Here is a 20047-nt window from a genome sequence, read left to right as displayed (position 1 = left end):
GATGATCGAAGCTATTCGTAAAAATGCGGTGACGCTGGCGGCCTTTGCGGTGATCACCACCGGCGTGACGGCGGTGGTTAACTATGTCACCAAGCCGACGGTGGAGCATCAGACCGCGCTACAACAGAAAAATTTGTTAGATCAGGTGGTGCCGACCGATCTGTACGACAATCACATCCAGCAAGAGTGTTATCTGGTGACCGATGCGCTGGCGCTGGGCAATGATCGCCCGCACCATCTCTATTTAGCGCGTAAAGGCGATCAGCCGGTGGCCGCCGCGCTTGAGACCACCGCGCCAGACGGCTATTCTGGGGCGATTCAGATGCTGGTCGGTGCCGATTTCCACGGCAAAGTGCTGGGCGTGCGCGTGGTTGAGCACCATGAAACGCCGGGCCTCGGCGATAAAATCGAACTGCGTATTTCAGACTGGATTAACAGCTTCAATGGCAAAGTGATCCACGGCGCGGATGACAAAAATTTTGCGGTGAAAAAAGACGGCGGTGAATTCGACCAATTTACCGGCGCAACCATTACGCCACGCGCGGTGGTCAACGCCACCAAGCGCACCGCGCTGCTGATTGAAACACTGCCAGCGAAGCTTGCTTCGCTGCCTGAATGTGGAGATGCAAATGAGTGAAGCCAAAAATTTACTGGTCGGCGGCCTGTGGAAAAATAACTCCGCGCTGGTGCAGCTGCTCGGTCTCTGTCCGCTGCTGGCGGTGACCTCAACCGCGACCAACGCTCTCGGTTTAGGCCTGGCGACCACGCTGGTGCTGACCATCACCAACAGCGCAATTTCCGCCTCGCGTCGTTGGGTGCCGGCCGAAATCCGTATTCCGATTTACGTGATGATCATCGCTTCAGTGGTGAGCTGCGTGCAGATGCTGATCAACGCCTATGCGTACGGTTTGTATCAGTCGCTCGGCATCTTTATCCCGCTGATCGTCACCAACTGCATTGTGGTGGGTCGCGCCGAAGCGGTCGCCTCAAAGAGCAGCATTCCGCTTTCGGCGCTGGACGGTTTTGCCATCGGCATGGGCGCAACCTGCGCGATGGTGACGCTGGGATCGATTCGTGAACTGATTGGCAGCGGCACGCTGTTCAACGGGGCGGATCAGCTGCTGGGGCCGTGGGCCAAAGCGCTGCGTATTGAAGTGGTGCACTTTGATTCGCCGATGCTGCTGGCGATGCTGCCACCGGGAGCCTTTATCGGCCTTGGCATGCTGCTGGCGGCAAAATACCTGATCGATCAGAAGATGAAACAGCGTGCGGCCACCCGTGCGGCAGCGCCTGAAACGGAGCCGCAAGGCGCAACCGGGAAAGCGGTGTGAATAAAGAGAAACGCGCGCAGATCCTGGCGCGCCTGCGTGATGAGAATCCGCATCCGACCACAGAACTGAACTTCAGCACGCCGTTTGAGTTGTTAATTGCGGTGTTACTCTCCGCGCAAGCCACCGACGTCAGCGTCAACAAAGCTACCGCGAAGCTCTATCCGGTGGCGAATACCCCGGCAACGATGCTGGCGCTGGGCGTGGATGGCTTGAAGGAGTACATCAAAACCATCGGCCTGTTTAACAGCAAGGCGGAGAACGTTATCAAGACCTGCCGCATTCTGCTGGAACAGCACGGTGGCGAAGTGCCGGAAGATCGTGCGGCGCTGGAAGCGCTGCCGGGCGTCGGGCGTAAAACCGCCAACGTGGTACTGAATACCGCTTTCGGCTGGCCGACCATCGCCGTTGATACACATATTTTCCGCGTCAGCAATCGCACCCGCTTTGCGCCGGGCAAGAATGTGGAAGAAGTGGAAGATAAGCTGCTGAAAGTGGTGCCGGCGGCGTTTAAAGTCGATTGCCATCACTGGCTGATTCTGCACGGTCGCTATACCTGCGTGGCGCGCAAACCGCGTTGCGGATCCTGTCTGATCGAAGATCTGTGTGAATTCAACGCCAAAACCGAACTCTGAATCGCGGGCTCTGACACATTTGCTGCGTCACGGCAAATGTGCCCTTTTCAACTGCGCGCACTAAAGCTTCATAGCGGGCCCCGGCCAGCGCACTCGCTGCTGGCTTAACTGACACGCATTACGCCATAGACAAGCTGCGTATTTAACCTGCGGCGGCCTGCAACCAGTCGACCACCAGCGGCGACAGCCGGTTTTGTAACGCTGCCCGCTCGGACTGGAACAAGGTGGCGACAAAGAACGGGTGATCGGTCAATTCAATGCCGCGCACGTCGCCTTCCATATCCCACGACGTGATCTGCAGATTCTGCGTCGCCAGCGCTGCGCTGAACTCGGCGTTGACGCCAAAGTTGCAGTGGTAACCCTCATCGCTCTGTAACGCACCGTAAGCCCGAGCAATACGTGAACCCGGCTGGAAGGTCACGCTGCCACGCTGTTCCACCAGCGAACAGGCCAGTGGCGCAATCACCCAGCGACCGCTGGGATCGGTTTCCGCATGCACCGCATCTTCCCAGCCCAGCACATTGCGCGCGTACTCAACGATGGCGTACTGAAATCCGCCGCACGAGCCCAAAAATGGCTTACCGCTTTCCCGCGCCCAGCGAAGGGTGGCAAACACGCCCGCATCATTGAGATAAGGACTGCCCGGAACCAGCCAAATCGCCTGGTAATCATTGAGGTTGTGCTGATTGAGTTCCGGCGTGGCGATCCAGTCGGCGCTGACGTTGAGTGAAAGGGTTTTTGCAGCGAGTTGTACAGCGGGAGGAATGGCCTGATGCGCAACGGCATTAGCACGGTAATCGCCAATCAGGGCGACACGAATCGACTTCATCATGACTACGTCCTTTCAGGGAAAAAAGGAGGTTACAGCAAAGTTAACCCGCTGTCTAAACGCCTTTAAACGTCGATTTATGCGGCTTTCGTTTCCACGCATTGCGCTTATGGACGCCTTTTTATCTGCCAAATAAGGTGTCAGACCGCGCTAATCTTCGCCAGATGTCAGCTACGCAAACGTTTTCTTCTTTTACCCTGATAATTAATTCGTGGTTTTGTGCGCAGGATCAACTAATTAGCGTTCTGGAATCTTTTGACTGCTTATTACGCTCACCAATCAAGCTGTTGTGCTTATATTGTGTACAACGGCAATAATAATCTCTGTATAAATTATGGTCTTTAGCGTTATGTTCTGATAAATCCGCTCTGAGCAGTTTATATCAGGAAAATGATCTTCACGATCTGCATTTCACCTGTTTATCCTGATATAATGCCCTCAAGCGAGATTTAACACTGATTTACAACTTTGTATAACGGCATTAACCCTACCTATTGCAAGTATTTCAGCGTGCAGAAAATGCTTGCCCTGTTGGACTGATTCAGCCAAATTAGTCGCCGTTTTTCCTTTCTAATAACAATGTTGCGCGGGATTACCCAGCCCGACGCAGACTTAATTCCTGTCGCAAAACAGGCTATGTTAAAACTGAGGTATACGTGTCAACTGCAAACAAACACACTGACGGGGCGCCAAGCCTCAACGCTTTTAAGCAACCGAAAGCGTTTTATCTGATCTTCTCCATCGAACTGTGGGAACGTTTTGGTTACTACGGCCTGCAAGCCATCATGGCGGTTTACCTGGTTAAACAGCTGGGCATGTCCGAAGCGGACTCCATTACGCTGTTCACCTCGTTTAGCGCGCTGGTGTATGGTTTAGTCGCCATCGGCGGCTGGCTCGGCGATAAAGTGCTGGGTACCAAACGCGTCATCGTGCTCGGCGTAATGGTGCTGGCGCTGGGTTATGCGCTGATTGCCTTCTCCGGCCATGACACCTCAATGGTGTATATCGGCATGGCGACTATCGCGGTAGGTAGCGGTTTGTTTAAAGCTAACCCGTCTTCCCTGCTGTCGACCTGCTACGAGAAAGATGACGCGCGCCTCGACGGTGCCTTCACTATGTTCTACATGTCGATCAACATCGGTTCGCTGTTCTCGATGATGCTGACACCGTGGCTGGCCGCGAAATATGGCTGGGGCGCCGCGTTCTCGCTGTCGGTTGTCGGTCTGGTGATCACGCTGCTGAACTTCCTGTTCTTCCAGCGTGTCGTGAAAAACTACGGATCCAAGCCGGATTTTGCCCCGCTGCAGATGGGTAAACTGCTGATGACGCTGATTGGCGTGGTAGCACTGATTGCGCTGGCGGCCTGGCTGCTGCATCACCAGAGCATCGCACGTATGACGCTGGGCGTCATCGCCGCAGGTATCGTGGTGATCTTCGCTAAAGAAGCCTTCGCGCTGAAGGGGGCAGCACGTCGTAAGATGATCGTGGCCTTCCTGCTGATGGTTGAAGCGATTGTGTTCTTCGTGCTCTACATGCAGATGCCGACCTCACTCAACTTCTTCGCTATCCGCAACGTTGAGCACGCGATTCTCGGCATCACCTTTGAGCCGGAGCAGTTCCAGGCGTTGAACCCGTTCTGGATCATGCTGGCAAGCCCGATTCTGGCCGCGGTGTACAACAAGCTTGGCGATAAAATGCCGATGCCACACAAATTCGCCTTCGGTATGGTGCTGTGTTCAGCGGCCTTCCTGGTGCTGCCGTTTGGTGCCAAATTTGCCAACGAAGCCGGTATCGTCTCAGTGAACTGGCTGATCCTTAGCTATGCGCTGCAGAGCATTGGTGAGCTGATGATTTCCGGTCTGGGCCTGGCAATGGTGGCACAGCTGGTACCACAGCGTTTAATGGGCTTCATCATGGGTTCGTGGTTCCTGACCACCGCGGGTGCGGCAATGATTGCCGGTAAAGTCGCGAACCTGATGGCGGTGCCGAATGATGTGACCGATCCACACACGTCACTGGCGGTCTACAGCCATGTGTTCCAGCAGATTGGTATCGCCACCGGCGTGATCGCCCTGCTGATGTTAATCACCGCGCCACTGCTGAACCGCATGACGCAGGATGATAGTCAAACTGAACTGAAACGCGCCAGCGCCAATCAGTAAGCAGAAAGCCGGGCATGTCCCGGCTTTTTTCTACCCACTATTTCGCCGCCATTCACATTTCCTTTAACGATTTCTGCTACCCACACTTCGCTTTTTGCTCGCTTAACTTCATGATGTCGGCTCACTGTTAATCTGAGTGGAATAAGCATGGACAGGTTTGATGAGCTTGAGGTCTTTGTCGCGGTTATCCAGCAAGGCAGTTTGGCTGGCGCCGCACGTTTGTTACAGCGATCGCCACCGGTGATCACGCGCACCCTCAACACCCTTGAAGCCCGCCTCGCCACCACTTTGATTGAACGCACCACACGCCAGCTGGCACCCACCGAAGCTGGCTGGCAGCTGTTTGAGCAGGCACAGCGCGTGCTGAGCGATTATCAGCGCGCCATCGACAGCGCTCACCACAGCGGCCTGCATGGCTTGCTGCGTTTAACCGCGCCGGTGCAGTTTGGTCGTCGCCACGTCATGCCCCTGGTGAATGCCTTCCTGCAACAGCATGCGGAGATGCAGATTGAAGTGGTGCTTAGCGACAGCTATCAGGACCTGATCGAGAACGGCCTCGATATCGCGCTGCGCATTGGTGCACTGCAGGACTCTTCGATGGTGGCGCGTCAGGTTGGCACTGTGCGTTCAACGCTGGTTGCCAGCCCCGACTATCTGCAACAGGCTGGCACGCCTGTTCATCCCACTGAACTGACTCAACATGCGTTAGTGACGAGCCTGCGCCATACGCGCGAGTGGCGCTTCGCTCACGACCTGCGCGTGCGCATCACGCCGCGTCTGCGGGTTAATGATGTGGAGAGCCAGCTGGAAGCGCTGCGCAGCGCACACGGCATCGGACGGCTGCTGTCGTATCAGGTTCTTGACGATATCCACAGCGGGAAACTGCTGCGCTTGCTGCCAGAATGGGAACCCGCGCCGCTTCCGGTGCAGTTAGTGACCCAGCGTGTGAAGAATATGACGCCTAAAGTGCGGCAATTTTGGGATTTTGCGCTCGAAAAGCTGCCGTTACTGCCATGCTTTGCTGAATAAACCTGAACGGTGACCGCAATTCCTGATCGCAGTCACGGGTAAATATCCCTGGCAGACTTATGCTGCTTTGATCACCACAACATTCAAGGAGAAGCCATGATGAAACTCTATTGTAAGCCCGGTGCCTGTTCGCTATCACCGCATATTGTCGCGCTGGAATGCGGGCTCGACTTCACCCAGGTGAACGTGGACCTGCAGAAGAAAGTGACCGAGCAGGGAGAAGATTACTGGCAGATTAACCCGAAAGGACAAGTGCCGGCGCTGCAGTTTGACGATGGCAGCATCCTGACCGAAGGCGTGGCGATTGTACAATATCTGGCGGATCTTAAGCCGGATCGCCACCTGCTGGCACCGACCGGCAGCCTGACGCGCTATCACACGCTGGAGTGGTTGAGTTTTGTCAGCAGCGAACTGCACAAAAGTTTTAGCCCGCTGTTCCGTCCGGATACGCCGGAAGAGTACAAAACCATTGCCCGTGCGCAGCTGGAGAAAAAGTATCAGCAGGTGAATGAGGCGTTGCAGGATAAACAGTGGCTGCTGGGATTACGCTTTACCGTTGCCGATGTGTATCTGTTCGTGGTGACGCGCTGGGCTAAAGCCATCAAGCTGGATTTAGCGGGACTGGATGCGTTGGATGCCTGGTTTAATCGGGTTGCAGAGCGCCCAGCGGTGCAAGCGGCATTGAAGGCGGAAGGTTTGGTTTGATCCGGCGCTATTCTTCGTCGGGTCGCTATCAGTGCGTACGCCCCAGATCGTTGGATCGTCATTCATGGTGAGCTGAATGGCAGGTGCGCAGGACTGCGCACCTCACGGGGAATTTACAGCTTTTCAGCGGCGAAATGCTGTGTCGGCTTGGCAATCGCATCCTGCGCGGCCACCAACTGCAATTCGTACTCGCCCATTTCGTGGGTTTTCAGCATCACTTCATAAACCGCCGCGGTGATGTGCTCGAGCGCATCCTGCAGCGACTTGCCGTGCAGCAGATCGACCAGCAGCAGACCGCTGGTGAGATCGCCCACGCCAACCGGCTGACGCACGCCAAAGTCCACCAACGGACGGCTGATGTGCCAGCACTCATCGGCGGTCACCAGCAGCATCTCAAAACGATCGCTACGACGTCCGGCACGCGCCAGATGTTTCACCAGCACCACTTTCGGGCCTTTGCTAATCAGTTCTCGTGCCGCAACCACCGCTTGCTCGACGTTGGCCACTTCATGGCCGCTGAGCATCTCCAGCTCCAGCAGGTTTGGGGCGATGATGTCACTGGCGGGCAACGCCATTTTACAGTGAAACTCCGCCACGCCCGGCGCCACGATGCAGCCTTTCTCCGGATGGCCCATCACCGGATCGCAGAAGAACCACGCATGCGGATTGGCTTCTTTCACCAGACGCACGATCTCCAGAATCTGTTCGCCCTGCTCCGCCGATCCCAAATAGCCACTTAGCACCGCATCACAGGTTTTCAGGCGGTCAACTGCCGCAATGCCTTTAACGATGTCGGTCAAATGCGTGGCGGGCATTACGGTGCCGGTCCAGTGTCCATATTGGGTGTGATTAGAAAATTGCACGGTATTCAGCGGCCAAACGTTTGCGCCCATGCGGCGCATCGGGAATTCGGCAGCGCTGTTACCGGCGTGTCCGTAAACAACGTGAGATTGAATTGCGAGAATATTTTTCATTTTGCCCTGTACTGCTGTCTTGCCATAAAAAAGGGCCGGAAGCCGGCCCTGAACGCTTACTGCCAGTTAATCAGGCAGTAATGTTTTTTACCGCGACGCAACAACGTGAAACGTCCAAACAGTTTATCGCTGTCGCTGAAACGGTACTCCGCATCTGACTGTTTTTCGCCATTCAGCGATACCGCGTTAGAACCGATCATGGTGCGCGCCTGGCCGCGTGATGGCACCAGCTCAGCCGCCACCAGCGCCTGCTGCAAATCGTCTTCTGCCGTCAGCGTGATGGTTGGCATGCCGTCCTGCGCTAGTTGCTCGAAGTCCGCTTCGGTCATCGCGCTCAGGCTGCCGGAGAACAGGCTCTCGGTGATGCGTTTTGCCGCAGTCAAGCCGCTTTCGCCGTGCACCAGACGCGTCACCTGCTCAGCCAGCACGTATTGCGCGCGTGGCGCTGTGCCGCTGTTTTTGTCTTCTTCTTCCAGCGCATTGATCTCTTCAATGCTCATGAAGGTGAAGAACTTCAGGAAGCGATATACGTCGGCATCCGCAGTGTTGATCCAGAACTGGTAGAACTTGTATGGACTGGTTTTCTTCGCATCCAGCCACACTGCGCCACCTTCGGTTTTACCGAACTTGGTACCGTCAGACTTGGTGATCAGCGGTACGGTCAAGCCCCACGCCTGCTGCTGATGCAGACGACGCGTCAGATCGATACCGGAGGTGATGTTGCCCCACTGATCGGAACCGCCAATCTGTAGCACCACATCGTGACGCTTGTTCAGCTCCGCAAAGTCATAACCCTGCAGCAGGTTGTAGGAGAACTCGGTGTAAGAGATGCCCTGATCTTCGCGGTTCAGACGCTGTTTCACCGCTTCGCGGTTGATCATCTGATTCACTGAGAAGTGCTTACCGATGTCGCGCAGGAAGGTCAGCACGTTCATGCCGCCAAACCAGTCGTAGTTGTTCGCGGCAATCGCGCTGTTGTCGCCGCAATCGAAGCTGAGGAAAGGCGCGACCTGGTTGCGGATCTTATCCACCCACTCGCCAACGGTTTCAGCGGTGTTAAGTTTACGTTCTGCTGCTTTAAAGCTGGGATCGCCAATCAGACCGGTGGCACCACCCACCAGCGCGACCGGCTTGTGTCCGGCATCCTGAAAACGTTTCAGGCAGAGCAGCGGCACCAGATGGCCCAAATGCAAGCTATCAGCGGTAGGATCGAAGCCGCAATAGAGTGCAATTGGCCCTTGCGCCAGTCGCTCTGCTAACGCTTCTTCATCCGTTACCTGGGCGACTAAGCCCCTTTCTTGCAATTGTTGTATCAGGTTACTGCTGGTCATCACTGACTCCAAATTGATCAGACTGCACCTAGGCTGGTACACAGCTTTCCGCTGACGTGCGGAGACGAAAAAAAAGAGGGCTATAGCATAAAGCGCTGACGCCAACTGCGCCAGCATTGAAAGGGGATAAAACGCAGTTTTACGGGGCTAAACGGTCAATCGACCAGCCATTGTCATTACGCTGGTAGAGGAAGCGATCGTGCAGACGATGTTCGCCGCCCTGCCAGAACTCCACGGTGTGGAATCTGACACGGTAGCCGCCCCAGAAACTCGGCAGCGGCACGTCGCCCTGCTGGAATTTCTGTTTGAGTTCGAGGAACTTGCCTTCCAGCACGCCGCGCGCCGAGATGCGGCTTGATTGCTTCGACACCCATGCGCCAATCTGGCTATCACGCGGGCGGCTGCTGAAGTACTTCAGCACCTCCAGCGGCGACAGTTTTTCCACTTCGCCCAGCACCATCACCTGACGCTCAAGGAAGTGCCATGGAAAGTGCAGCGAAATACGCGGATTCTCTGCCAGCTGCAGCGCCTTGCGGCTGCCGAGATTGGTATAGAACACCATGCCTTGCTCATCGTAATGCTTCAGCAGCACAATGCGCTGATAAGGTTGGCCGCTGCTGTCAACGGTGGCGACCGTCATTGCCGTCGGATCCGGCAACTGCGCGGTGCAGGCCTGCTGCAGCCACTGCTCAAACAGCGCCAAAGGGTTATCGGGCAGATCTTTACGTCGCAGCCCGCCGCGGGTGTATTCACGACGCAGATGGGCAATATGTTGCAAGCTGTCACTGTCGCTCATGCTGTTTCTCTTTCTCACGTTTACTGAACGGAGGTATCCGCGTTCTGCAATTCACAATCATTAATCACGATTTTGTTATTACGTTCAACAAAAGCGCCATTGCCTTTTGACCAGAAGACGTAAGTGCCGTCGCTGTAGCGCGCGCCAGAGGCCGACACCGTTTGTGCCAGCGTCAGGGGCTTACCATCCAGAATAAAGCTCACCTGCTGCTTCGCGTTATCCTGAGTAACCGTCAGCGGCAAAGTGCCGCACTGATAGCGCAGCTGTTGCGGTGCCTCTTCCTGCTTATGCATCATGCCGCAGCCACTTAATAGCGCCACGCTGCTCAGTATCATCATTATGTTTTTCATTTTTACCTCTTAACGACCAAGTCGGGGATTGGCGGGGTAAATTGCGCCCAATACGCTCATATCCCGCGCGCCCGTTACCGCCGGCAGGTTGCCCGGTAACCTATTTAATGTGCGAAACGCCAGCCACGCAAAGGCTAGCGCTTCCATATCATCACCGCTGATGCCCGCTTCGTCGGTGGTACCGACTTCCGTTCCCGACAGATGCGTGGCCAGCCGCGCCATCAGCAGTGGATTTCGGCTGCCTCCGCCGCAGACCAACAGACGATCGCAACCGTCGTTGAGCTGCACCTGCTGCGCAATGGTTAACGCCGTCAGCTCAGTCAGCGTAGCCTGTACATCCTGTGGCGCCAGCGCCGGGAAACGCTGCAACTGCTGCTCGATCCAGCTGAGATTGAAATATTCGCGCCCGGTGCTTTTTGGCGGCGGCAGTGCAAACCACGGATCGCTGAGCATCAACTCCAGCAGCGCTGGAACCACCTGTCCGCTGCGCGCCCAGGCGGCATCTTTGTCGTACGGCAAACCTTTGTTGCGCCAAATCCACGCATCGATCAGCATATTGCCCGGCCCGGTATCAAAACCGCGTACCGGCTGGCCGGGGATCAGCAGTGACAGATTAGCGATGCCGCCGATGTTCAGCACCATGCGGCGCTCAGCGCTGTCCATCAATAACGCCTGATGGAAAGCCGGCACCAGCGGCGCGCCCTGCCCGCCGAGCGCCATGTCGCGGCGACGAAAATCCCCAATCACCGTGACGCCGGTTGCCGCCGCGATCTGGTTGTTATCGCCAATTTGCAGTGTATTCGGCGCATCACTTTGCGGCTCATGCCACACCGTTTGTCCGTGGCAGCCAATCGCCATGATGTCGCTGGCCTCCAGCGACTGCTGGTGCATCAAGGTTAAAACCGCCTCGGCGAACAGCTTGCCCAGCCGCGTATCCAGCTGCCCGAGCTGCGACAGCGTCAAGGTTTGCCCCTGACAAATGGCCAGCACCTGCTGGCGCAATTCCTGCGGGATGGGATGACAATAGCTGGCCTGCTGCGCCACCATTTGACCATCAATGGCCGCCAGTACCACGTCCACGCCATCAAGGCTGGTGCCGGACATCACGCCAATATAGCGTCCTGATTTCATAGCGGTTCACTCCCTTAACATCGTCTGGCTTAAGCCTGGCAAATTACCGGGTCTAATTCTATGATAAAATTCCGCTTTTCAGCGTCACTGCACAGTGCATTCCAGCTCAGCAATATTTTCGTTGGGTAATTGAATTTTTGTTGAGGGACGATGGTCTATGCTTCGCCCCAGCCGCGTTTTATACGGACTTAGCGTCATTTGCCAGTTTTCTGTCTTATACTCTGTGCAGTACAGGATGAGAAATATGGCGTTTTTTTGCATTAAGGAGCGTTCTGATGATTAAGCGTTTTGTAGCCGTGGCGTTGACCGGCTTAACTCTGGCAGGTTGTGCCAACGACAGCACCCTTTCCGGTGACGTTTACAGCGCCAGCGAAGCTAAACAAGTACAAAGTGTTTCCTATGGCACGCTGGTTTCTGTTCGTCCGGTGAAAATCCAGGGCGGCGATGAAAACAACGTGATTGGCGCAATTGGTGGTGCAGTACTGGGCGGTTTCCTCGGTAACACCATTGGCGGCGGCAGCGGTCGCAGTCTGGCAACCGCTGGCGGTGCGGTACTCGGTGGCGTAGCCGGTCAGGGCGTTCAGGGTGCGGTCAACAAATCTGACGGTGTCGAGCTGGAAATCCGCAAGGATGATGGTAACACCATCATGGTGGTGCAGAAGCAAGCTGCCACCCGTTACTCGGTTGGCCAGCGCGTCGTGATGGCGTCAAACGGCAGCCAGGTTACCGTTTCGCCTCGTTAAGCGGACAGATAAAAAAACCGACGCCTGGCGTCGGTTTTTTTATTTCTCGCGGTTATGAAACTCAAGAATGTTTTTTTCCAGCCGCGCAATCAGCGTCACCATCTGATTGATCTCCTCCAGGCTGATGCCGGAAAGAATGTCATCGCGCGTGGCATCAATTACATTCTCAACCTGCTCGATAATCGGCTCAGCCTGCTTGGTCAACTTGATGCGCTTGGCGCGACGATCGTTGGCGCAGGTCGCGCGGGTGATCAATCCTTTCTCTTCCAGCTGATCCAGCGTGCGCACCAGTGAAGGCTGCTCAATGCCGATCGCTTTGGCCAGCTGAATTTGAGACTGCTCTGGCGGGAGTTGATGAATATTGTGTAGCGTCACCCAGTGTGTTTGTGTCAACTCAAGCGGTTTTAAACGCTGATCGATTAACGCGCGCCAAATGCGCACCAGACGAGACAGATCGGTTCCCAAGGGCGTATCCATTGCATCTCCTTATAATTAGCTTGCTAGCTATTAAGCCAGATTTTACACTATTCTGCGAGTTTACCTGGCAAATTACAAATACCAGGCCTGCATATACGCTTGCCGTCTACGCGCTATTTAGATGATTCCCGGTCAAAAAGGATGATGACACGTGTCCCTAACCGCCTTTTCCCCCAGCGCGCCGCTTACCGACCTGGTGTTCGGTGCGTCGCTGTTTTTTCCGCCACTGTTTAAAGCGGTGTTACTCGGTTTCTTTTTCTGGTTGTTGATTCACCCGCTGATACGCGGCTGGATCTACTCTGGCGATGTCTGGCATCCCACCTTGATGGACCTTTCCCTGTTTGTACTGTGCGTTGCTGGCGCATTGTGGTTACTGAGCCTCGGATAAATCACTATGAAATTCAACCCTTTTAAGTATTTTTCAACCCTGGTGATTTTTGCGCTGGCCCTGCTTGCCGGATGGTGGATGTGGAATTACTACATGCAATCGCCATGGACGCGTGACGGCAAAGTGCGCGCCGAGCTGGTGGATATCACGCCGGAAGTGTCCGGTCGCATCATCGCTCTGGAAGTGCGCGACAATCAGTTTGTGCATAAAGGCGACGTGCTGCTGAAGCTCGATCCGGTGCCGTGGCAAATTGCGCAGGCCAATGCCGAAGCCCAACTGGCTAAAGCGCAGGCCGATCTGGCCAAAGCGCAGCATGAAGCCAATCGCCGCGCCAGCCTGCCGCGCAACGTCATTTCAGCGGAAGATATGGATGCCGCCCGCTTAACCGCCAATGCTGCCGCAGCGACGGCAAAAGCGGCGCAGGCTAGCCTCGATCAGGCACGCTGGAATCTTGATCAAACCACCATTACTGCGCCCACCGATGGCTGGATCAGCAACCTGACGCTGCGCACCGGCAACTATGCCAGCGCCGGTACGCCGCTGTTTGCGCTGGTCGACAGCCACTCTTATTACGTGATGGGCTATTTCGAAGAGACCAAGCTGCGCCATATTCAGCCCGGCGCTGACGCGCAAATTGTGTTGTACAGCAACGGCGCACGCTTGCAGGGTACAGTGGAAAGTATCGGACGCGCCATTTATGACCAAAGCGTCGCCAGCGATGGCGGGCTGGTGCCGGATATCAAGCCTAACGTGCCTTGGGTGCGCCTGGCGCAGCGCGTGCCGGTGCGTATTCGCTTAGACGCGTTGCCGGAAGGTGTGCCGCTGGTGGCAGGCACCACCTGCACCATCTCCATCGCCCACTGAGGTTGTGATGAATTTTCAGTGGCTGGCCTGGCAAAATCTGCCGTGGATAAAAGCAAGTGGGGGCGAGTGGCGCTACGCACTGCGTAATGGCATCGCGATGTGTCTCGCCTTGACCATCGCCTATGCGCTGCAACTCGATCAACCTTACTGGGCCATGACCTCGGCGGCGGTGGTGAGTTTTCCCACCGTCGGCGGCGCCATCAGTAAAAGTCTCGGGCGCATCGTTGGCAGTTTGCTCGGTGCCAGCGCCGCGCTGCTGATCGCCGGACACACGCTGAACGAACCCTGGCTGTTTGCCTTTTTCATGGCCGGGTGGCTGGCGTTCTGTACCTGGATCGCCAATCACTACCAAAATAACGTGGCCTACGCGTTTTGGCTGGCGGGTTATACCGCCGCCATCATCTCTTTTAGCAGCGTCAACATCACCGATGTCACTCAGCTGTGGGATATCGCCCAGGCGCGCGTGTGCGAAGTGATCTCCGGCATCCTGTGTGCCGGATTGATGATGATGATTCTGCCCAGCACCTCAGATGGCAACGCACTGATGAGTTCTCTGCGTCAGATGCACGCGCGTTTGCTGGATCATGCGGTGTTATTACTGCAGCAAAGCAGCACTGATAACGTGCGCACCGCCCATGAGAATGTCATTAGCCAGATTCTCACCATGAACCTGCTGCGCATTCAGGCGTTCTGGAGCCACTATCGCTTCCGCCGCCAGAACAACGTGCTGAACTATGTGCTGCACCAGCAGTTGCGTCTCACCAGTGTACTCTCCAGCCTGCGCCGCATGTTGCTGAACTGGCCCGATGCGCCACCTGAACTTTACGGCGCCATGGCCAAACTGTTGCAGGAACTGGCGCAGCCGCAGTGCGACAAATACCGTTTGGCGCTGATTCTGCGTGGCATCACGCCATCAGCAACCGGTGATTACCGTCAACGCGCCTTCGTCCAGCGACTGCGTTATTTCTGCTGGGTGTATCTCAATGTGAATCGCTGGATTCGCCTGATTGAACGCGCCGATGCCGATACCCGTTTTCAGCCGCCGTATGCACCCTCGCTGGCGCGCGAAAGCGACAGTGCTGAAGCCGGCTGGAGCGCGCTGCGCACCTTCAGCGTCATCATGCTGGGCTGCGCCTTTTGGATCACCACGCAATGGGATTCCGGTGCCGCCGCCCTGACGCTTACCGCCATCGCCTGCGTGCTTTACTCCTCCGCGCCCTCGCCCAGTGGCAGCGTCTCGCTGTTGCTGAAAACCTTGCTGTGGCTGTCGCTGTTTAGCTTTGTGCTGCAGTTCGGTTTGATGGTGCAAATCAGCGCGCTGTGGCAGTTTTTACTGGTGCTATTCCCGCTGCTGCTCACCTTGCAGTTGTTCAAACTGCAGCAGAAGAAACGCGCCGGGATGTGGGGGCAATTCATTGTTTTTATGGGATCCTTTATCGCCGTCACCAATCCGCCGGACTGGGATTATCAAAGCTTCCTCAATGACAATATCGCCAAGGTGTGCGGCGTAATGCTAGCGTGGCTGGCGTTTCAGGTGCTGCGTCCCAGTTCCGATGCGCGTCGCAGTCGTCGGCATATTCGTGCTCTGCGCCATGCGTTTCTCGATCAGCTTCGCCGCCATCCGCGCCTGAGTGAAAGCCACTTTGAATCGCAGATTTATCATCACATCAGTCAGCTCAGTAACAGTCGTGACGAGCAAGCGCGCGTCTGGCTGCTGCGCTGGGGCGTGGTGTTACTGAACTGTTCCCACATTGTCTGGCAGCTGCGCGAATGGCAGCCGACGTCGGCTACGCTCAGGCAAATGCGTGATAGCAGCCTGCAGGATCTGCAACGAATTATAAGTCTGCGCGGCGTGCATCACACCGCGCTGCAGGCCACGCTGGATGAGCTGGAAACCCTGATTGAGCAACTGCAGCAACAGGAGAGCGAAGCCAATACGCTGGCGGGCATTTTGTGGCGCCTGCGCTGCTCACTGGCCCAGTTAGCGCAGGCGGTACCGGATTGATTACTGACAATATTGCGTGGTCTGACGATTAAAATCATCCTGCAACTGCTGCAGCGATTTCTGTCCTTCAAAGCGGGTTTTATCCTGATCGGACATCGGTTCAATTACCAGCGCCTTCTCTTCTGAAGAGTAGATAAACCGTCGATACAAGGTGGTGCCGGTGAAACTTTTGCCCTGAATACCGCCGCACACCACTGTCATCGCATGACGATAAGTTTCGCTGTGGGTGAAGTTGGTTTCGGTGGCGCTGCGCAAGACATTTTCGCAGCCATTGGCTTCGAGCCGATGAAGGGTGTGCTGGGTCAGCCATTCACGGCCACGCGCAATTTTCTCACAGCCGACGCGCAGCGGATTGGTATCAATGGTGCGTTGCAGTTGTCGACTGGCATCTAAACGCAGCTGTGTGTCGTTGGGTTGATCGCATCCCACCAGCAATAAACATAACAACATCATCCCACGCGCTTTCATTCCTGCCCCTGAAGGTTTTATTCCTGAATCAATATCATAGGATGGAAAAACCGCGGAGAGTAGCAAGAAAATGGGTCAACTTTTTTCAGCGTGAGGAAATGGGGGCGACAAGCTGCTGCCGCCCAAAGCATTAAATTACGCCGCAGGCAAAACGCGCCCCGCCTCCGCCAAGCGGTTGCGGATGGTCGGCATGATTATCGCCGCCCACATGCACCATCAAGGCTTTACCTTTGATTTCACTCAAGGATTTGATGCGTGGCGCAACGATCGGATACGTCGCCTTGCCATCTTCTGTGATAAACAGCGCGGGTAAGTCGCCAAGGTGACCATCGGCATACGGGCCAAGATGCTTGCCGGTTTTTTGCGGATCGAGATGTCCGCCCGCCGCACCGGCCGCCACCGTTTTACCGTCCGACTCGCCCGGTTCACAGCTGCCTTTAGCATGGACGTGGAAACCATGAATGCCGGGTTTCAGGCCGCTTAACGCTGGGGTAAATTGCACACCGTATGGCGTTTCGCTAAGCGTGACGGTGCCAATCGCTGCCCCGATGCCTTGCGCCGTGGTTTCATGCAGCGTGACTTCTTCTGACGCCGCCTGCGCACCCGCGGCGCAGGCCAGAGCCAGCATAACAATGAGGGTTTTCTTCATAACGTCTCCTTACGGTTAGATTCCCTCTAAGCCTGGACTGCTTTCATCCAGGCTGCCGTAATTTGACGCAGCTTTACGCTTTAGGGCACATCGTAGCCGATGGCGGCTTTACGGATGCGGAACCATTGCTGGCGATCCAGCGTCAATTGGCACGCGCCAACCGCCTCTTTTACACGTTCGATTTTACCTGATCCAATAATTGGCAGCGGACGGCTTGGCAGCTTCATCACCCATGCATACACCACCTGCTCGATATTGCTGGCGCCGATCTCCTGCTTAACCTGCTCCAGCTCATCGCGCAGCGGCTGATAATGCGGATCGTTAAACAGGCGACCGCCGCCGAGGCATGACCACGCCATCGGGCGAATGCGATTTTGCTGGCATTGGTCAAGCGAGCCATCCAGCAGCGACGTTTGTTCCAGTGGAGAGATCTCCAGTTGATTGGTGACCAGACTGAACGGCAAACGCGATTGCAGCAGCGTGAACTGCGAGGCGGTGAAGTTGGAGACGCCAAAATGGCGTACTTTGCCGCTCTGAAGCAGCGCCGTAAAGGCTTCGGCAATCTCATCAGCGTCCATCAACGGATCCGGGCGATGAATCAATAGCAAATCGAGGTAATCGGTATGGAAATGGCGCAGCGAATTTTCGGCGCTGTGCAGAATGTGGCTGGCTTCGGTGATGTAATGTCCAATGCGGTGTTCGGGCTTCGCGCGCGTCGCAATGCCACATTTGGTGACGATTTGCAGCTTCTCACGCAAACCCGGCGCGAGGCGCAGCGCGGCACCAAAGGCGGCTTCACATTGGTAATCGCCGTAGATGTCGGCGTGATCGACGGTGGTGATGCCCAGCGCTAAATGGTGCTCAATAAATTGCACCACTTGCTGCGGCGTCATGCCCCACTCCATTAAACGCCAGTAACCGGCGATCAGCGGTGAAAATGAGGGTCCCTGCGGTGCAATAGCCTGCGCTTGTAACATGGTTAAACTCCCAAAACACGGTTCCAGATGACGAAAGCGGGAGTATAACGGAAAGGCAAATCATCGTTTTCTTAAAACAGTTCCGGTTGTTGTGGATCATGATCTTCATCCACTTTTTGCTGCCGCTGCAGGCGCAAAAAGCGTTGCCGGCACAAGCGCAGCACATCGCGCTTTTGCGCATCGCTGAATTTCATCCAGTTAAAGCGCTCTTCCCGGCTGCGTAAACAGCCACTACAATAGCCACGCGCGTCACTCTGGCAAATACCACGACACGGGCTGGGAACGGGGAAGAACTCAAGTTGCTCGGCCACATCCACTCCGCAATTAACATCTCATATCACATTGATAACAGCTTAATGACATTGTGCAAAGCGTAGACGCCAATTGCGCATAATCAAGCCATTACGGCGTCTGGTTACGCCTGTTTACCAAATAGCCAGCATTTATCGGATTTGGATGGTTTATGTTTACTCTTGGTTAAGGTTTTCCTCAGCTTCTCTTCATACGATTGTCACACGACTTCTTACCGTTGAGTTTTCATGAGATTCCCGACCACCCTGCAGTGCGGCACCAGCGGATTTAACCTTATTGCTGCGCTGTTCTTCGCACTAGTTTTAAATGCCCTGTTCTTGCTGCGTGCCTGGGAAATGATTCCTTACGATCATCCCCACGATTATCTGTTCGCCGCCAGTATTCCGCTGGTGCTGGCCTCGGCTTTCTATTTTATTTTCTCACTTGCTGCCTGGCCTTATCTGCGCAAGCCGTTGCTGATTGTGCTGGTGTTCGTCAGCGCCGCCGCCAATTACTTCATGCACAGTTTTGGCACGGTGATCGACACCAATATGATGCAAAATGTCTTTGAATCCGACCCGCAGGAAGCCTCAGCGTTGTTCAGCAGCCGCTATCTACTCTGGATGTTATTGATGGGGATGGTGCCGGTGGCGCTGATTTGTGGTGTGCGTATTCGTCGTGGACCGCGCTGGTGGTGGAATCTGCTGCAACGCCTGACGGGCGCACTGGGCGCAATATTGGTGATACTGCTGATGGCGGCGCTGTTTTACAAAGATTACGCCTCGCTAATCCGCAATAATAAAAATCTGATCAAGATGATTACCCCGGCCAATATCCTCAGCGGCACCGGCCACTATGTCGATCAACGCTATCTGCAAGGTAGCCAGGCGCTGGTGAAAATCGGTGAAGATGCACATAAAGGTCCGTTAATCTCCGCCGCAACCCGTAAAACGCTGGTGGTATTAGTGGTAGGCGAAACGGCGCGCGCCGAGAACTTCTCGTTGGGTGGTTACGCGCGAGATACCAATCCAGAACTGAAAAAACAACAGGTGATTTACTATCCCAACGCCAGTTCCTGTGGCACAGAAACCGCCATCTCGGTGCCCTGTATGTTCTCGAATATGCCTCGCATGCATTACGACGCCAATCTGGCGCACCACCAGGAAGGCGTACTCGACATCCTCGCCCATGCGGGCGTAAGCGTACTGTGGCGCGAAAATGATGGTGGCTGTAAAGGCGCCTGTGACCGCGTGCCGCACACCGATATGACGCAGTGGAAACTGTCGCAATATTGTCACGATGGTTTTTGCCAGGATGAGGTGTTGCTGCATCGTCTTGATAACTATGTTGCCAGCCTGCACAACGACGGCATTATCGTGCTGCATCAGATGGGCAGCCACGGCCCAGCCTATTATCAGCGTTATCCGGCTGAGTTCCGCCGTTTCACGCCCACCTGCGACAGCAAGCAGATTCAGGATTGCGATCATCAGGCGCTGGTGAATACTTACGATAACTCGCTGCTGTATAGCGACGACATGCTGAGCCGCACCATCGATAAGCTTAAAGGCCTAAGCGATCGCTTCAATGTGGCGCTGGTTTATCTCTCCGATCACGGCGAATCGCTTGGCGAGCGCGGGATGTATCTGCACGGCGCGCCTTACCTGTTTGCGCCTGCGCAGCAAACACACATTCCTCTGCTGATGTGGATGTCACCGGGATACGCGGCGGCGTACCACATCAATGATACCTGTTTACGCCAGCAAGCGGCTGACGCCAAGGTTTCGCAAGATAATCTTTTCCATACGGTTTTAGGCATGTTCAATATCCAGACGCAGCAGTATCAGCCGCAGCTGGACATGATCAGATCGTGCCAAACTGCCGCCTGAGGGTTGCGTTAGACTGACTGGTCTAATAA

The 20047-nt window shown here is 55.5% G+C and carries 22 protein-coding genes; 11 read left to right on the top strand and 11 right to left on the bottom strand.

Annotated elements, in window-relative coordinates; all coding sequences use genetic code 11:
• The first annotated feature begins 1 nt into the window (after position 1).
• From rsxG to nth, 3 genes are read left to right on the top strand one after another with little or no spacing between them, the layout of a single operon-like run.
• On the top strand, positions 2-637 hold the full coding sequence (gene rsxG / locus DEU53_RS03635; protein WP_101764528.1) for an electron transport complex subunit RsxG: 636 nt from the start codon (positions 2-4) through the stop codon (positions 635-637).
• Complete coding sequence (locus tag DEU53_RS03630) at positions 630-1331, top strand: electron transport complex subunit E (protein ID WP_110866050.1); 702 nt, start codon at positions 630-632, stop codon at positions 1329-1331. Before rsxG ends, DEU53_RS03630 begins: the two co-directional genes overlap by 8 nt.
• Positions 1328-1963 (top strand): endonuclease III, encoded by a 636-nt coding sequence (gene nth, locus DEU53_RS03625; RefSeq protein ID WP_110866049.1) that lies wholly within the window; start codon positions 1328-1330, stop codon positions 1961-1963. Before DEU53_RS03630 ends, nth begins: the two co-directional genes overlap by 4 nt.
• A 142-nt stretch (positions 1964-2105) precedes the next feature.
• On the opposite strand, the gene DEU53_RS03620 is transcribed toward nth, so the two are convergent.
• A complete protein-coding gene (locus DEU53_RS03620) occupies positions 2106-2795 on the bottom strand; it encodes a CTP synthase (protein WP_110866048.1) in 690 nt (229 codons plus the stop codon).
• A 653-nt stretch (positions 2796-3448) separates the two neighbouring features.
• On the opposite strand from DEU53_RS03620, the gene dtpA reads away from it, so the two are divergent.
• From dtpA to gstA, 3 genes are all read left to right on the top strand, one after another.
• Positions 3449-4954, top strand: coding sequence for a dipeptide/tripeptide permease DtpA (gene dtpA, locus DEU53_RS03615; protein WP_101764531.1), 1506 nt, complete (start codon positions 3449-3451; stop codon positions 4952-4954).
• A gap of 147 nt (positions 4955-5101) precedes the next feature.
• Positions 5102-5983, top strand: coding sequence for a LysR family transcriptional regulator (locus DEU53_RS03610; RefSeq protein ID WP_110866047.1), 882 nt, complete (start codon positions 5102-5104; stop codon positions 5981-5983).
• 99 nt (positions 5984-6082) lie between these two features.
• Positions 6083-6688: a glutathione transferase GstA gene (gene gstA, locus DEU53_RS03605; protein ID WP_199559682.1), complete on the top strand. Its 606-nt coding sequence runs from the start codon at positions 6083-6085 to the stop codon at positions 6686-6688.
• 113 nt (positions 6689-6801) lie between these two features.
• Here gstA and pdxY read toward each other — a convergent pair whose 3' ends face one another.
• From pdxY to anmK, 5 genes are all read right to left on the bottom strand, one after another.
• Complete coding sequence (pdxY, locus tag DEU53_RS03600) at positions 6802-7662, bottom strand: pyridoxal kinase PdxY (RefSeq protein ID WP_101764534.1); 861 nt, start codon at positions 7660-7662, stop codon at positions 6802-6804.
• A gap of 56 nt (positions 7663-7718) precedes the next feature.
• Complete coding sequence (tyrS, locus tag DEU53_RS03595) at positions 7719-8993, bottom strand: tyrosine--tRNA ligase (RefSeq protein ID WP_008110275.1); 1275 nt, start codon at positions 8991-8993, stop codon at positions 7719-7721.
• 139 nt (positions 8994-9132) lie between these two features.
• Positions 9133-9789, bottom strand: coding sequence for a pyridoxamine 5'-phosphate oxidase (pdxH, locus tag DEU53_RS03590; protein WP_101764536.1), 657 nt, complete (start codon positions 9787-9789; stop codon positions 9133-9135).
• Positions 9790-9809: 20 nt separating this feature from the next.
• Complete coding sequence (locus tag DEU53_RS03585; RefSeq protein WP_110866045.1) at positions 9810-10139, bottom strand: MliC family protein; 330 nt, start codon at positions 10137-10139, stop codon at positions 9810-9812.
• Positions 10140-10148: 9 nt separating this feature from the next.
• The gene (gene anmK, locus DEU53_RS03580; protein WP_110866044.1) at positions 10149-11270 is read right to left on the bottom strand and encodes an anhydro-N-acetylmuramic acid kinase; all 1122 of its coding nucleotides are present in this window, start codon (positions 11268-11270) and stop codon (positions 10149-10151) included.
• A gap of 275 nt (positions 11271-11545) precedes the next feature.
• Here anmK and slyB point away from each other — a divergent pair, with 275 nt between their 5' ends.
• The gene (gene slyB / locus DEU53_RS03575) at positions 11546-12013 is read left to right on the top strand and encodes an outer membrane lipoprotein SlyB (protein WP_008110282.1); all 468 of its coding nucleotides are present in this window, start codon (positions 11546-11548) and stop codon (positions 12011-12013) included.
• Between the two features lie 39 nt (positions 12014-12052).
• Here slyB and slyA read toward each other — a convergent pair whose 3' ends face one another.
• Complete coding sequence (gene slyA / locus DEU53_RS03570; RefSeq protein ID WP_007892783.1) at positions 12053-12490, bottom strand: transcriptional regulator SlyA; 438 nt, start codon at positions 12488-12490, stop codon at positions 12053-12055.
• Between the two features lie 151 nt (positions 12491-12641).
• Between slyA and DEU53_RS03565 the strand changes: the two genes are divergently transcribed.
• Genes DEU53_RS03565 through DEU53_RS03555 form a run of 3 tightly spaced genes read left to right on the top strand, consistent with a single transcriptional unit; the run spans position 12642 to position 15747 of the window.
• Complete coding sequence (locus tag DEU53_RS03565; protein WP_008110284.1) at positions 12642-12878, top strand: DUF1656 domain-containing protein; 237 nt, start codon at positions 12642-12644, stop codon at positions 12876-12878.
• Positions 12879-12884: 6 nt separating this feature from the next.
• Complete coding sequence (locus tag DEU53_RS03560; protein WP_110866043.1) at positions 12885-13742, top strand: HlyD family secretion protein; 858 nt, start codon at positions 12885-12887, stop codon at positions 13740-13742.
• Positions 13743-13749: 7 nt separating this feature from the next.
• Positions 13750-15747: an FUSC family protein gene (locus tag DEU53_RS03555; RefSeq protein WP_110866042.1), complete on the top strand. Its 1998-nt coding sequence runs from the start codon at positions 13750-13752 to the stop codon at positions 15745-15747.
• Here the strand turns inward: DEU53_RS03555 and DEU53_RS03550 are convergent, their stop codons facing one another.
• From DEU53_RS03550 to DEU53_RS03535, 4 genes are all read right to left on the bottom strand, one after another.
• Complete coding sequence (locus tag DEU53_RS03550; RefSeq protein ID WP_101764541.1) at positions 15748-16215, bottom strand: hypothetical protein; 468 nt, start codon at positions 16213-16215, stop codon at positions 15748-15750.
• A gap of 130 nt (positions 16216-16345) precedes the next feature.
• Positions 16346-16864 carry a superoxide dismutase family protein gene (gene sodC, locus DEU53_RS03545; protein WP_110866041.1) on the bottom strand — a complete coding sequence of 173 codons (519 nt, stop codon included), beginning with the start codon at positions 16862-16864 and terminating at the stop codon, positions 16346-16348.
• A gap of 80 nt (positions 16865-16944) precedes the next feature.
• Positions 16945-17841 carry an aldo/keto reductase family oxidoreductase gene (locus DEU53_RS03540; RefSeq protein ID WP_110866040.1) on the bottom strand — a complete coding sequence of 299 codons (897 nt, stop codon included), beginning with the start codon at positions 17839-17841 and terminating at the stop codon, positions 16945-16947.
• A 71-nt stretch (positions 17842-17912) separates the two neighbouring features.
• Positions 17913-18152: a DUF1289 domain-containing protein gene (locus DEU53_RS03535; protein WP_110866039.1), complete on the bottom strand. Its 240-nt coding sequence runs from the start codon at positions 18150-18152 to the stop codon at positions 17913-17915.
• A gap of 228 nt (positions 18153-18380) precedes the next feature.
• On the opposite strand from DEU53_RS03535, the gene eptA reads away from it, so the two are divergent.
• On the top strand, positions 18381-20018 hold the full coding sequence (gene eptA / locus DEU53_RS03530; RefSeq protein WP_110866038.1) for a phosphoethanolamine transferase EptA: 1638 nt from the start codon (positions 18381-18383) through the stop codon (positions 20016-20018).
• The last annotated feature ends 29 nt before the right edge of the window (positions 20019-20047 follow it).

It is taken from the genome of Pantoea sp. AG1095, assembly GCF_003208415.1.
Classification (GTDB): Bacteria; Pseudomonadota; Gammaproteobacteria; order Enterobacterales; family Enterobacteriaceae; genus Pantoea; species Pantoea leporis.
This window is presented reverse-complemented; position numbering and strand designations above follow the sequence as displayed.